At 68.8% G+C, this 12,849-nt stretch carries 9 protein-coding genes; 6 read left to right on the top strand and 3 right to left on the bottom strand.

All coding sequences use genetic code 11. From position 1 onward, the window contains the following. Window positions 1-166: 166 nt before the first annotated feature. The 4 genes from imuA (at window position 167) to QMO14_RS20050 (ending at window position 6,671) form a co-directional block, all read left to right on the top strand. Complete coding sequence (imuA, locus tag QMO14_RS20065; RefSeq protein ID WP_301509225.1) at window positions 167-967, top strand: translesion DNA synthesis-associated protein ImuA; 801 nt, start codon at window positions 167-169, stop codon at window positions 965-967. After that, window positions 936-2,288 carry a DNA polymerase Y family protein gene (locus QMO14_RS20060; RefSeq protein ID WP_301509224.1) on the top strand — a complete coding sequence of 451 codons (1,353 nt, stop codon included), beginning with the start codon at window positions 936-938 and terminating at the stop codon, window positions 2,286-2,288. Before imuA ends, QMO14_RS20060 begins: the two co-directional genes overlap by 32 nt. Continuing rightward, on the top strand, window positions 2,281-5,652 hold the full coding sequence (locus QMO14_RS20055) for an error-prone DNA polymerase (protein ID WP_301509223.1): 3,372 nt from the start codon (window positions 2,281-2,283) through the stop codon (window positions 5,650-5,652). The genes QMO14_RS20060 and QMO14_RS20055 overlap by 8 nt, the downstream gene beginning before the upstream one ends. A gap of 89 nt (window positions 5,653-5,741) precedes the next feature. Beyond that, window positions 5,742-6,671, top strand: coding sequence for a hypothetical protein (locus QMO14_RS20050; RefSeq protein ID WP_301509222.1), 930 nt, complete (start codon window positions 5,742-5,744; stop codon window positions 6,669-6,671). Between the two features lie 336 nt (window positions 6,672-7,007). Here the strand turns inward: QMO14_RS20050 and QMO14_RS20045 are convergent, their stop codons facing one another. Beyond that, on the bottom strand, window positions 7,008-7,235 hold the full coding sequence (locus tag QMO14_RS20045) for a hypothetical protein (RefSeq protein ID WP_301509221.1): 228 nt from the start codon (window positions 7,233-7,235) through the stop codon (window positions 7,008-7,010). 103 nt (window positions 7,236-7,338) lie between these two features. After that, window positions 7,339-8,619: an SGNH/GDSL hydrolase family protein gene (locus tag QMO14_RS20040; protein ID WP_301509220.1), complete on the bottom strand. Its 1,281-nt coding sequence runs from the start codon at window positions 8,617-8,619 to the stop codon at window positions 7,339-7,341. Window positions 8,620-8,727: 108 nt separating this feature from the next. Between QMO14_RS20040 and QMO14_RS20035 the strand changes: the two genes are divergently transcribed. Next, window positions 8,728-9,624, top strand: coding sequence for a LysR family transcriptional regulator (locus QMO14_RS20035; RefSeq protein WP_301509218.1), 897 nt, complete (start codon window positions 8,728-8,730; stop codon window positions 9,622-9,624). Between the two features lie 7 nt (window positions 9,625-9,631). On the opposite strand, the gene QMO14_RS20030 is transcribed toward QMO14_RS20035, so the two are convergent. Next, complete coding sequence (locus tag QMO14_RS20030) at window positions 9,632-11,881, bottom strand: DUF6351 family protein (protein ID WP_301509216.1); 2,250 nt, start codon at window positions 11,879-11,881, stop codon at window positions 9,632-9,634. Between the two features lie 154 nt (window positions 11,882-12,035). Here QMO14_RS20030 and QMO14_RS20025 point away from each other — a divergent pair, with 154 nt between their 5' ends. After that, window positions 12,036-12,746, top strand: a complete 711-nt coding sequence (locus QMO14_RS20025; RefSeq protein ID WP_301509215.1) for a Crp/Fnr family transcriptional regulator — start codon at window positions 12,036-12,038, stop codon at window positions 12,744-12,746. Window positions 12,747-12,849 lie beyond the last annotated feature (103 nt).

Genomic DNA, 12,849 nt, shown 5'->3' with positions numbered 1-12,849 from the left:
AGGTTCATTGGAGCGAAGCGGCGCCTCGGGCTCAAACGACTTATTGGCGCCTTCGCATGAGCCAAAGGAATGTCAAGGCAGACGGTAAAGAAGAAAAACAGGGAAAGCGGCGTTCCTGTTGTAGGCTGCGAAATACTGTATGAAAATACAGTTAACAGTCATCACCATGGGCCTTCCTTTCCTCGATTCCTTTTCCGCTGCCGCGGGCCGTGGCGTCTGGCATGCCGACGAACTCGGCCTGGCCGACGCGCAGGTCGTCGCCACTGGCCATGCCGTGCTCGACGCGGAACTGCCGGGAGGAGGCTGGCCGGTCGGCGCGATGACGGAACTGCTGCTGGCCGCGCCCGAAGCCCATGTCTGGCGGCTGCTGCTGCCCGCGCTGGCGCAGGCGGTGGCCACCCGGGGCGGGCCGGTGGTGCTGATCGGCGCGCCCTACGAGCCCTGCGGAGCCTCGCTCGCGGCGCAGGGGCTGCCGGTGGAGGCGCTGATGTGGGTGCGCAGCGAGGCCCCGGCCGCGCGGCTGTGGGCCTGCGAGCAGGCGCTGCGCTGCGCCGAGGTGGCCGCCGTCGTGGCCTGGTTGCCGCAGGCGCGGGTGGGCGAGCTGCGGCGGCTGCAGCTGGCGGCCGCGCAGCACGAGGTGCTGCTCTTCGTGTGCCGGCCCGAGTCGGTGGCGCTGTCGGCATCGCCCGCGCGGCTGCGCATCCGGGCCGACCGGAGCGAGGCCGATGCCTCGCAGATCGAGTTGCACATCCTCAAGCGCCGGGGCCCGCCGCTGGCTGCGCCGGTGATGCTGCCGGCGCGCAACGAGCGCATGACGGCATTGCTTGCCGCCGCCCGGCTGCGGCGCAAGCTGCGCCTGCAGCAGCAGGGCACGGTGCCGGCCGGTGCGACGTCGGCCACGGTGGTGCGCATCGACGCATGGAAAGGAGGCCCGGATGCACTGGATCGCCTTGCGGTGGTTGCCTGAAGCCGACACGTCCGACGCCCCGACGCTCCCCACGCCCGAGGCCCTGGGCTGGTGGGCCCTGAAGTACACGCCCCACGTCGCCTGGCTCGACGAGGCGCTGATGCTCGAAGTCTCCGCCTGCGAGCGCCTCTGGGGCGGGCGCATGCAGCTGATGCGCCTGCTGATGGCCGACAACCCCGTGCCCGACGCGCGCATGCTGGGCGCGCAGGGCGCCACCAGCCTCATCGCGCTGGCGCGGCTGCGCCTGTTCGCGCGCGAGGAGAAGCGCCCGAAGGACGTGCCTGCCGGCCTGCCGCTGGACACGCTGAGCGCCGCGCGCGAGCACCTCGACCTGCTGGCGCGCCTGGGCTGCCGCACCTGGGGCGATGTGGCGGCACTGCCGCGCGGCGGGCTCACGCGGCGCTTCGGCACCGGGCTGCGCGAGGCGCTCGACATCGCCTGGGGCCTGCGTCCCGAAAGCCATTCCTGGCTCACGCTGCCCGACGTGTTCGAGCAGAAGCTGGAGCTGCCCGCGCTGGCCGAGACCGCGCCCGAGCTCATGTGGTCGGCCAACCGGCTGCTGACGGCGCTGCAGATCTGGCTGCGTGCCCGCCAGCGCGGCGCGCGTGCGCTGGAGCTGCAATGGACGCTCGACCTGCGGCGCCTCAATGGCGTGAACCTGCCGCCGTACGAGCAACTCATCGTGCGCACGGCCGAGCCCACGCAGGACATGGCGCACCTGCGCCGGCTGCTGTCCGAAAAGCTGGCCCTCGCCACGCTGGCCGCGCCGGCGAGCTGGATCAGGCTGCGCACGCTCGAAACCGATCCGTGGGCCGGCGCCAGCACCAGCTTCCTGCCGGAAGACAACCGCAAGGGCGACAGGCTGCACGAGATGGTCGAGCGGCTCAGCGTGCGGCTCGGGCCGCGGCAGGTGGTGGTGCCGGCTGCGCAGGCCGACCACCGGCCCGAGCGCAAGCAGGCCTGGCGGCCCGCGCTGCAGAAGGAGAAACCGGCCGGCGACGGCAAGGCCCGCAAGGAGGCCGCGGCCGCAGCCTCGCAGCCCGACGCCATCTACCCGCCGTGGCTGCTGCCCGAGCCGCTGCTGCTCGAAATGGATGGCGAGCGCCCTTGCTACCGGGGGCCGCTGAGCCGCTTGATCGGCCCGCAGCGCGTCGAGACCGGCTGGTGGGGCGACAAGGAAGAGGGCGGCCAGCCCGCGATGCGCGACTACTACGTCGCGGAGAGCCCCGAGGCCGGGCTGGTGTGGATCTTCCGCGAGCGGCCCGCCGCGCGCTTTTCTTCCGGCGAGGTTCGCTGGTATCTGCAGGGGTTCTATGCCTGAGCTGAGCGGCAAGCAGGAAAGCAGGCGCCAGCCCGCCAAGGTGCATGCGCTGCCGGTGTCGCTGCGCAAGGCGCCTTCGTTCGAGCTGCCCGATTACGCAGAGCTGCACTGCCTGACCAACTTCAGCTTCCAGCGCGGTGCCTCGACGCCCGAGGACATCGTGGACCGGGCCTACCAGCTCGGCTACAAGGCGCTGGCCATCACCGACGAGTGCTCGGTGGCTGGCATCGTGCGGGCGCACGTTTGCCTGCGCGGCATGGAGCACAAGCTCGACGAGTACGAGCGCGAGCATCCCGACGAGCCGAAGATCCCGCGCAACCCCGCCTTCCGCCTGCTGTTCGGCAGCGAGTTCCAGTTCGAGCGCTTCAGGCTCGTGGTGATCGCGAACGACACCGAGGGCTGGGGCAACCTCTGCGAGTTCATCACCGCCGCGCGCAACACCGAACTGCCCAAGGGCGAGTACCGCGTGAGCTGGGACGAGAGCGACGTGGCCTCGCTGCAGCGCTGCCAGGTTCTCTTCGTGCCGAACCGCGACCCCGGCGGCGCGATGGATACGGCCACGCTCCACGAAGACCTGGTGGCCGCCAAGGCGCTGTACGGCGACAACCTCTGGCTGGCCGTGGAACTGTTCAACGAACTCGACGACGACCTCTGGCTCGTCGCGCTGATGCAGGCGGGCGAGGACGCGGGCGTGCCGCTGGTGGCTGCCGGCGACGTGCACATGCATGCGCGCTCGCAGAAGCCCTTGCACGATGTGCTGACGGCCGTGCGCGAGGGCCGGACCGTGGCCGAGTGCGGCTTCGCGTTGCAGTCGAATGCCGAGCGGCACCTGCGTCAGCGCGTGCGGCTGGCCGAGCTCTATCTGCCGCGGATGCTGGAGAACACGCTGGTGGTGATGCGGCGGTGCAGCTTCGATCCGGAGGTGATCCGGGAGAACTACAAGTACCCGCTGGAGACGGTGGGCAGCCACGAGACACCGTCGCAAACGCTGGTGCGAAAGACATGGGAGGGGGCACTCAAGAAGTATCCGCTCGAAAGGTATGCCTCGGGTATTCCGGAAAGTGTTTGCAAGCAGGTCCGCAAAGAGCTCGACCTGATCCTGGAGCTCGAATACGAGATGTTCTTCCTGACGGTTGAGAACGTCGTGAGCTTTGCCAAGTCCCGGGACATCCTTTGCCAAGGCCGGGGCTCCTCGGCCAATTCGGCGGTCTGCTATTGCCTGGGCATCACGGCGATCAATCCCGAAAAAGGGCACCTGCTGTTCGAGCGCTTTTTGAGCCGTCATCGCCGAGAGCCACCCGACATCGACGTCGACTTCGAGCACCAGCGGCGCGAGGAAGTCATCCAGTACATCTACGACAAGTACGGCCGCGAGCGCGCCGCCATCGCCGCCGTCGTCATCTGCTACCGCTCCCGCAGCGCCTTGCGCGACGTGGGCAAGGCCATCGGCATCGACGAGCGGCTGATCGACGAATTCGCAAAGGACCACTACTGGTTCGACGACACCGTGCTCGGCGAGCAGCTGCGCCAGGCCTCGGCGCGTGTCGGTGTCGAGGAGGACGAACTCAAGCTGATGCACTGGATCGAGATGACGCAGCGGCTCAAGGGCTTTCCGCGCCACCTGAGCCAGCACGTGGGCGGCTTCGTGCTCACGCACACGAAGCTCACGCGGCTGGTACCGGTCGAGAAGGCCTCGATGAAAGACCGCTCCGTCATCCAGTGGGAGAAGGACGATCTCGAAGCCATGGGCATGCTCAAGGTCGACGTGCTGGCGCTCGGCATGCTCAGCGCGATCCGCCGGGGGCTCGATCACATGAACCGCTGGCGCGGCTCGACGCTCGCGATGCACCAGATACCCAACGACGACCCGAAGGTGTTCGACATGATCTGCGACGCCGACACCATCGGCGTGTTCCAGATCGAGAGCAGGGCGCAGATGTCGATGCTGCCGCGCCTGAAGCCGCGCACCTATGAAGACCTGGTGATCGAGGTGGCCATCGTGCGGCCGGGGCCGATACAGGGCGGCATGGTGCATCCGTATCTCAAGCAGCGGGAGCGCAAGAGGAAGGGACTGGAAATCCGCTACGAGAAAGACGCGCTGCGCCCTGCGCTGGAGCGCACGCTGGGCATCCCGATCTTCCAGGAGCAGGTGATGCAGATCGCCATGATCGCGGCCAGGTTCACCGCCGACGAGGCCGACCAGCTGCGCCGCGCCATGGCCGCGTGGAAGCGCAAGGGCGGCCTCGGCAAGTTCCACGACAAGCTGGTCAACGGCATGGTCGACAACGGCTACAAGGCCAGTTTTGCCGAAGCCATCTTCAAGCAGGTCATGGGCTTCGGCGACTACGGTTTCCCTGAAAGCCACGCCGCCAGCTTCGCGCTGCTGGTGACGGTGAGCAGCTGGCTCAAGAACTACGAGCCGGCATGCTTTCTCGCAGCGCTGCTCGATTCGCAGCCGATGGGCTTCTACAGCCCCTCGCAGCTGGTGCAGGACGCACGCCGCCACGGCGTCGAGGTGCGCCCGGTCGACGTCACGCGCAGCGACTTCGACACCACGCTCGAAGCCCGCGACCCCGATTCGCCGCGCATGCCGCCCGGCACAGACGAGCGCTATGCGGATCGCCTCGGCAGAGAGAACCAGCCCGCCGTGCGGCTGGGCCTGAACCGCATCGCGAGCCTCAGCGACGGCGGTGCCGGGCGCCTGCTTGCGGCGCGTGCACAGGCGCCCTTCACGAGCACCGAGGATCTCGCCCTGCGCGCCGAACTCGACGGCAAGGACATGGCCGCGCTGGCCGCGGCCGATGCGCTGATCTCGCTCTCGGGCCACCGGCGCCAGCAGGTGTGGGACGCCACCGCCCAGCGGCGCGCGCCGGCCCTGTTGCGGGGCGTGCCGATCAACGAGCAGGCGCTGCTGCTGCCGGCCGCGTCGGAGGGCGAGGAGATCGTGGGCGACTATGCGGCGATGCGGCTCACGCTGCGCCGCCATCCGCTCGCGCTGCTGCGCCCGCGCCTTGCGCGCATGAAGCTGATGAGCGCGGCGGAGCTGCGTTCGCTTTCCAGCGGCCAGACCGCGCGCGCCTGCGGCATCGTCAAGGGGCGGCAGCGGCCCGGAACCGCCAACGGCACCATCTTCGTCACGCTGGAGGACGAGACCGGCAATGTCAACGTGATCGTCTGGAGCCATGTCATCGAGGCCTGGCGCGAGCCGCTGCTCAAGTCGCATCTGCTCGCGGTGCAGGGCACCTGGCAGCGCGACGACGACAGCGGCGGCAAGGTGCAGCACCTGATCGCCACCGGCTTCAAGGACCTGACGCCCCTCATGGGGCGGCTCGCGCAGAGCAACACGAGCCGGGACTTCCATTGACGCGGCTAAAGATTCGGCGGAAAGCTCGAATGCAACCGATCGTTCCGCACCTCGCGCCTTCCGGCACTTTTCGCTAACCTGATTCCGCCATGTCCGAACCTGCCGTTCTCGCACCCGCCGTCGCCGGACCCATCGGCCCGCCGCCTCCCGCGCCCGATGTGCCCATTCCCGTGCCGCCGCTGCAGCCTCCAGTGCCGCCGCCGGAGGGCGATCCTCCGCCGGCCGAGCCGCCCGTGACCGACCCAGGCTTTCCGCCGCCGGTGACCGAGCCGCCGCCGATGCAGAGGGCGAGAGCAGAAGCGGAGGTGCCCTTCGGCAAGCTGCATGCGCGCCGCCTGCGCGAGATCTACCGCTCGGCCGGCTGGCCGTGCTGCGACACCATCGAGGTCGAGCTGCTCGCGGGCGGCTACCTGGAGCGCGTGCGCACGGTGCATGGCCACGAGACGCTGCGCGTGACCGACGCCGGCATCGCACGCATCGCCACCACGCTCACGATCAACCGCGCGGCGCTGTCGCCGCACGAGGCGCTGGTGGAGCGCGTGGCGCGCGAGATGACGCGCGGCGGCCGCATCGCATGGCGCGGCCTGGGCCTGCGGGCTCGCCTGCCGCCGCTGGAAGAGGGCGGCAAGCCGCGCTGGTGCATGGCGCGGCCCGATGTGTTCTCGATCCGCAATACCAGCGTGGAGGCCTATGCGCACCCCATCGTTCACGAGGTGAAGGTGAGCCGCGCCGACCTGCTGGGCGACCTGCGCAAGCCCGACAAGCGCGCGGCGTATCTCGACCTGGGCGGCGAGTGCTGGTACGTGCTGGGCAACGACGCGAAGGGCCGCTGCATCGCGAAGCCCGAAGAGGTGCCGGCCGAGTGCGGCGTGATGGTGCTGGAGGGCGATCGCCTCGTGGTCGCGCGCGCGGCGGTGCATCGCACCTTCGAGCGCATTCCGTTCGCGGTGTGGCTCGCGCTGGCCAAGGCCCAGCCGGTCGCGGGCTTCGAGGACGACGCGCAGGACATGCTGGTCTGACCGGTCCCGAGCCCCTGCGGTTGCTCAGGTGATGGCGTCGTAGCTCCGGTGCGCGATGTCGGCTGCGGCGTCGGGCAGGAACCGGCTCTGCATCTGGCGCAGGCCTTCTTCGCGGTCTTCCGTGCTGGCGGATCGCCGGACATCTGTTCGCAGAGCTCCGGCAGGTTCTTCACGATGCGTTCGGGCGGCAGCAGGCGATGGCCACCGGAGGGGCCGTAGCGCCGGACGATGTACGCGCCTCGGTGCAGTGGATAGGTGCCCAGCAGCTCGTGGCGGAACGGATAGGTGAAATGCGGGCGGCCGAGGCGGAATTTCGTCGCTGTCCAGCGGCTGGTTTCAGGATTCCGGCGGCCACCAGCTTTCGGCCGTGGTGTGAATGACGCGCGCCGCCTGGGCGCGGATGTCGTCTGCGTCGTTGCGATCATCGTCATGGCCCCTGTCGCGGGCCACCTTGAAGGGCCAGGTCGAGATTCGGCCTGTTCGGGTGCGGGATGGCTGCAACCGGTGCAGCCCGGAGAAGAAAAGGACCTGCGTGGTGGGCGCAGGCGGACTGGCGGTGGTCATGGGCGTCGCCTCGATGTTGTTCTTGGAGACGACGAATTCTAGAGAAATACTGTATTTATGTACAGTATTTCGGGAGCCCGCAAACCCTTGAGAAAAAGGTTCTTCAGGGCTGTGCGGCCGGGCCGAGAAGAGCCTCCAGATCGATGGCCGCAGCCATCGCCCTGTAACCGGCATCGCCCGGATGCAGATGGTCACCCGAGTCCATCGACGCCTTGAGCCGCGAGGGGTTTGCCGGGTCGCGCAGCAGGGCGTCGAAGTCGACCACGGCGTCGAAGGCGCCGCCTTCGCGGATCCAGCGGTTCACGGCCTGGCGCACCTTGTCCTTCGCGGGCGAATGGTGGCCTTCGAGCGGCGTGCCCTGCAGCGCCCGCTCGTTTGGCGGGATGGTGCCGGCCATGATGCGCACATTGTGGGCGCGTGCCATCTCGGCGAGTTGCCGCAGCCCCTGGATGACGGCTTCGGCGCGCATGGCCGGCTCCTCGGGCGCGAAGGGGCCGCCGGGCCAGCCGATGTCGTTGGTGCCCAGCAGCACGATCATGGCGCGCACGCCCGGCTGGCCGAACACGTCGCGGCCCGCGCGCTCAAGGCCCGAGCGGCCCATGCCGTCCTTCAGCAGGCGGCCGCCGGAGATGCCGGCGTTCAGCACCGCGACATTGCGCCCCGCCAGCCGCTCGGCGAGTGCGTCGGGCCAGCGGGTGTTGGCGCCGGGCGTGGAGCCGTTGCCGTCGGTGATCGAGTCGCCGAGGGCGACGACGGTGGCCGGGGGGCGGGGCGCCTCGACGATCAGGCCGCTGAAGTAGACGCGGGTGCTCCATTGCGTGGCTGCCGCTGGCAGGCGGGCCGCGCCGCTCAGGTCGCCATCGGCGACGTAGGCGGTCTGGCGCGCGTCGAAGTGGAAGCCCGCGGGCTGGCTGGGCCGCGGCAGGTAGAGCGACACGGCAAGCTCGGTGAGCGCGGGCAGGGCGATGTCCACCGGGTCGCTGACAAGGCGCGCACCGGGCGGAACGGTCACCTCGGCCTGCCCGCCGAAATGCAGCGGCCGGTCCGTGCCTTCGACGATGGCCGAGCCCCCGCCATGCCGGGCCACGTGCGCGGCGCCGATGTACAGCGGCGTCGTGCCGCCTTCGTTGCTGATCACCACGCGCAGCCGCGATCCGCCGATGCTCAGGCGCGCGACCTGCCGCACGGTCTGGCGGTTGAACTGGAAGGGCAGGCCGCTGGGCAGCACGAAATCGCCGTTCCAGACGGGCTGCGTGCTGGCCATCCAGCTGGGGCTCCAGTAGGTGACTGGGACGGGTTCGGCTGTCGAAGTTGCGGCCGAGCCGACAAGGGCGAGCGCGAGAGCGCCGTGGCGCAGGGCCGAGGCGAGAGCGGAGGTGGTCATTGAGTTTTTCCGGATGAAAGTTGAAGCGAGGCCACGACTTTCATTCATGCTCATTCGGATGAGTAGAAGGCAAAATGACATCAATAGCATTCCATACTCGAATACACCATGGATACCTTGCGCGCTCTCGAAGCCTTTGTGCACAGCGTGGAGCTGGGCAGCCTCTCGGGTGCGGCCCGCGCGCTGGGCACCACGCAGCCGACCGTCAGCAAGCTGGTCGCCGGGCTGGAACGCTCGCTGGGTGTGCGCCTGCTGCGTCGCACCGCGGCGGGACTGAGCCTCACCGAAGAAGGCCAGCGCTTCCACGAGCGCTCCCGGCGCGTGCTGGAGGACTACGGCGACGCGGTGGCCGACGCGCGCGAAGGCATCCGGCAGCCGCGCGGCCTGCTGCGCGTGAGCGCGCCGGTGACGCTGGGGCAGCGGCACCTCAACGCGATGGCGCTGGAGTTCCTGGGCCTGTATCCCGAAATCGAACTCGAACTGGTGCTCGACGACCGCTTCATCGATCCGCTGGAAGGCCGCATCGACGTCTCGCTGCGCGTCGGCGGCACCTTGCCGCCCGATCTGGTCGCGCGCCGGCTGGGCTCATGGCCGCGCGTGCTGGTCGCCTCGCCGGAATACATCGCGTCACGCGGCAAGCCGCGCAGGCCGCAGGACCTGCTGTCGCACGACTACCTGCGCTACGCGGCGGGCGACGACGGCGTGCTGCTCGACGGCCCCGAAGGCCCGGTCTCGGTGCCGCTGCGCAGCCGCTACCGGGTGAACAACGCGGTGGCCATGCTCGATGCCGTGCAGGGCGGCGCGGGCATCTCGCTACAGCCGACCTGGATGGTGGCGGAGCTGCTCGCGCAGGGCCGGCTGGTGCGCGTGCTCGGCCGCCACACCGGCCCCGCACAGGAAATGCATCTGCTCTATGCGCCGCGCCGCCACCAGCCTCAGCGGGTGCGCGTGCTGGTGGACTTCCTCGCCGAGCGGGTGGCGAAGCTGCCGGGTTCGGCAGCCTGAACTCCTGTCAGTTCAGAGGCAGGCGCAGGTAGGTGCCCCGCAGCGCCTCCTGGCCCGCGCCGGGCTTGCTCCAGTCGCACACGCCTGCGGGGAAGATGGTCTGCAGCCGCGTCAGGTCGGCGCCCGCAATGGTCACCGAGTAGTCAGCCGCGTTGACAGGCTTGAGCTGGCACTTGAGCACGTCGTTCACCAGCGGCGAGCCGGCCACGATTCGCGGTGTGCTGAAGCGCGGATAGACCGTATTGCAGGCGGCGGCCGGGTCGGTCGACGCAGCTTCGTCGATGCGCTTGCCGGTGGCATCCCAGCAGGCATCGTTGGCGCCCGCGGGCTTGTTGCGCACCACCTTGTCGATGGACGGCGCGGACGTGTCGGCGGCCATGTTGTCCAGCCACTTGTTGATGAGGTCGAGCGAGGCTGACATGTAGTCCACCGGCGTCTTCGAGCCCAGCGTCCAGATGATCTGGTTGTCGCTGCGGCCGTTGGCGCGCTGCAGGCGGGCGCGGATGATCAGGTCCTGCATCGTGTCGTGGATGTCGCCCACGGCATCGGCGTTGCCGCGCTGCGTGACGATCGGAATGTTCGCAAGGCCCGGCCCCTTGAAGCTGTTCTTGAAGCCGCCCGAGTAGGTGAGCTTCAGTGCGTCGGGGTCGGCCTCGGAGCGCGCGGCCTGCGTGTTGCCGTCGCCGTCGTAGCCGCCGACCTTCTCGTTGAGGTCGAGGAACTCCTTCACCGAGATCGCGCCGCTGTTCAGCGCGGCCAGGCCGTACTGCACACCGATGTTGTCGATGGGGCGGCGCGCCTCCTGCGTGCCGGCGCGCTTGCCCAGCAGGTTCACGTTGGTCTGGAACAGGTCGCAGCGGATGCCGTTGGGGTTGCTCGCGCGGTTGAACACGTTGGACGCGTTGGCAGGCTCCAGGAAGCCGCAGCCCGGTGCGTTGTCGGACTTGATGATGCTGGCGAACGAAAGGTCCCAAGCGGTGCATGTGTTGGTGTTGAAGCCGTTCACCGCGTTCTGCTTGGCCGTGGTCCAGGTGGTGGTGTCGAGCTTGTAGACGTTGTTGAGCAGCCGGCACTCCATCACCTCGGGCATCAGTGTCTCGGGAAAGGACACGATGGGCTGGATGCCGTCGAGCAGGCCCGGGTAGAGCTGCGCGATCAGGTACTGCTGGATGGCGCCGCCCGAGCCGCCGAAGCCGACGGTCCACTTGGGCACGGTGCCGAATTCCTCGATGACGTGCTCCTTCAGCATCATCAGCGTTTCGCCCTGCAGGTGCGGGTTGGCGTGCTGGTTGTTCCACAGCTCGGTCGAGTTCATGAAGGCGAAGCCGCGCGAGAGCTGGATGTGGCCCGCGTCTCCGAGGATCGACTCGATGGGATGCACGCCCTGGTTGTACTGGGCGGAGCCGCAGCAGTCGAAGTACACGACCAGCTTCCTGTTCCAGCCCGCACCGGGCTTCCAGGTGGCGGGCGCGTCCTTGCTCGGGTTGTCGAGCACCGCGAGCCGGTACACGCCGCGGTTGATGGTGCCGGACTCAACGCGCACGATGTAGGGCACGGTGTTGCCGTCGTTGGTGGTCGTGGTCGCGAGGTCGGCCGGCCGCGTGCCCGTCGGGTCCGAAAGCGGTTTGAAAGTATTGGAGGTGCTGCGGTAGTACCAGACCACCTGCGTCGCGGCCGAGCAGTCTGCATCGAGCGGCGAGCCCAGGCCGTTCTGCACCGTGCGGCATTCGTAGGGCGAGATGTGCGGGCCCGAGAGGATCGGTCCGGTGATCGGGTAGTTGACCAGCMTGACCTCGGTGCGCTGCGCTGAGTTGTCGGCGTTGCTCACCACCAGCGAATTGCTGCTGCCCGTGGTGCTGGACGCATCGGTCGTGAGCCCGGTGACGAGGCCGCGCAGCACGCGGGCCGTGCTGTCGGCTACGGGCACCTGCGAACTCACGTCCTTGCCGTTGAGGCTCACGCGCACCTTGTCGAGCGCAACGCCCACGGGCGCGGTGATCTCGAGCAGCGTGTCGCCGCCGCTGATCATGTCGGGCGACGACGAGAGCGTCTTCACCTGGAACGCCGCCGGCGCCGGCGTCGAGGGCGGCGGGCTGGCGCCGGGAATGAACGAGAACCCGGGGCCGCTGTCGGAGCCTCCCCCGCATGCGGCGACCAGCAGGGCGCCGGCCATCGCGACAAGCCCGGCTGCAACGGCACTGGACGGCAGAGGCCACGGAAAAACCCGCTTGCGCGGGTGGCGGGGTGTAGCGAACATGGATGTCTCCTGTGTTGTATGTCCTTGAAAGAATACGAATGGACGTTCCGGGCCGCGGTCGTTGCGACGACAGATGACGCGCGAATTGCTACAGGTAATCCCTGACCCCCCTGATCCGACCGGCGAGCCCGCCGCCCCGCAGGCGATGGAGGAGATGGTGCGGCGCTCCAAGTGGGCATCGGTGCTTTCGCCCGCCGACCTGGAACACGTGCTCGGCAGCATGCAGGAGCGGCAGTTCGCGCGCGGCGGCTGCATCGCGCGCGCGGGGGAACTGGTCGAGCACTGGATGGCGCTGATCGATGGCTTCGCCAAGATGTCGGTTGCGTCGGAGGACGGACGGGTGTCGACGCTCACAGGTGTTTCGGCTGGCGTGTGGTTCGGCGAAGGCTCGCTCTTCAAGCACGAGGCGCGCCGCTACGACGTGTTCGCGTTGCGCCCCGCCCGCGTGGCACTCATGCCGCGCCGCACATTCGAATGGCTTCGCGGCACCAGCGTGCCTTTCAACCACTACCTCCAGGATCTGCTCAACGCGAGGCTCAGCCTCTTCATCGGCGCGCTGGAGCATGAACGCCTGCTCGACACCGACGCGCGCGTTGCGAACTGCCTGGCGAGCCTGTTCAATCCCGAGCTTTATCCCCATGCGCCGCGCTTCCTCGAAGTGGGGCAGATCGAGATCGGGCTGCTCGCGAACGTGTCGAGGCAGCGCGTGAACGTCGCGCTGCAGCGTTTCCAGGCGCTGGGGCTCATCCGGCTCGAGAAGCGCGGACTGAGGGTGCTCGATCTGTGCGGATTGCGCGGTTACAAGGCCGAAGCCGGCACCGGGCTTGCCGGCGAAGGGGAACGACCGGCGCCGGGCGCTGCGTAGCTAGCGCGTGCCCATCGGCATTCGGCGCGCACTGTCGGCGGCGATGGTATGGGTCTGAAGGCTGGCCAAAGCCGAGACCGGCTCCGGCGTCATCGCCATCACG

Source organism: Variovorax sp. CAN15 (assembly GCF_030462475.1).
Classification (GTDB): Bacteria; Pseudomonadota; Gammaproteobacteria; order Burkholderiales; family Burkholderiaceae_C; genus Variovorax.
This window is presented reverse-complemented; position numbering and strand designations above follow the sequence as displayed.

Coding starts and splice junctions, on each gene's coding strand:
- imuA (WP_301509225.1), top strand. CDS start 167: ATGGGCCTTCCTTTCCTCGATTCCTTTTCCGCTGCCGCGGGCCGTGGC.
- QMO14_RS20060 (WP_301509224.1), top strand. CDS start 936: ATGCACTGGATCGCCTTGCGGTGGTTGCCTGAAGCCGACACGTCCGAC.
- QMO14_RS20055 (WP_301509223.1), top strand. CDS start 2,281: ATGCCTGAGCTGAGCGGCAAGCAGGAAAGCAGGCGCCAGCCCGCCAAG.
- QMO14_RS20050 (WP_301509222.1), top strand. CDS start 5,742: ATGTCCGAACCTGCCGTTCTCGCACCCGCCGTCGCCGGACCCATCGGC.
- QMO14_RS20045 (WP_301509221.1), bottom strand. CDS start 7,235: ATGACCACCGCCAGTCCGCCTGCGCCCACCACGCAGGTCCTTTTCTTC.
- QMO14_RS20040 (WP_301509220.1), bottom strand. CDS start 8,619: ATGACCACCTCCGCTCTCGCCTCGGCCCTGCGCCACGGCGCTCTCGCG.
- QMO14_RS20035 (WP_301509218.1), top strand. CDS start 8,728: ATGGATACCTTGCGCGCTCTCGAAGCCTTTGTGCACAGCGTGGAGCTG.
- QMO14_RS20025 (WP_301509215.1), top strand. CDS start 12,036: ATGGTGCGGCGCTCCAAGTGGGCATCGGTGCTTTCGCCCGCCGACCTG.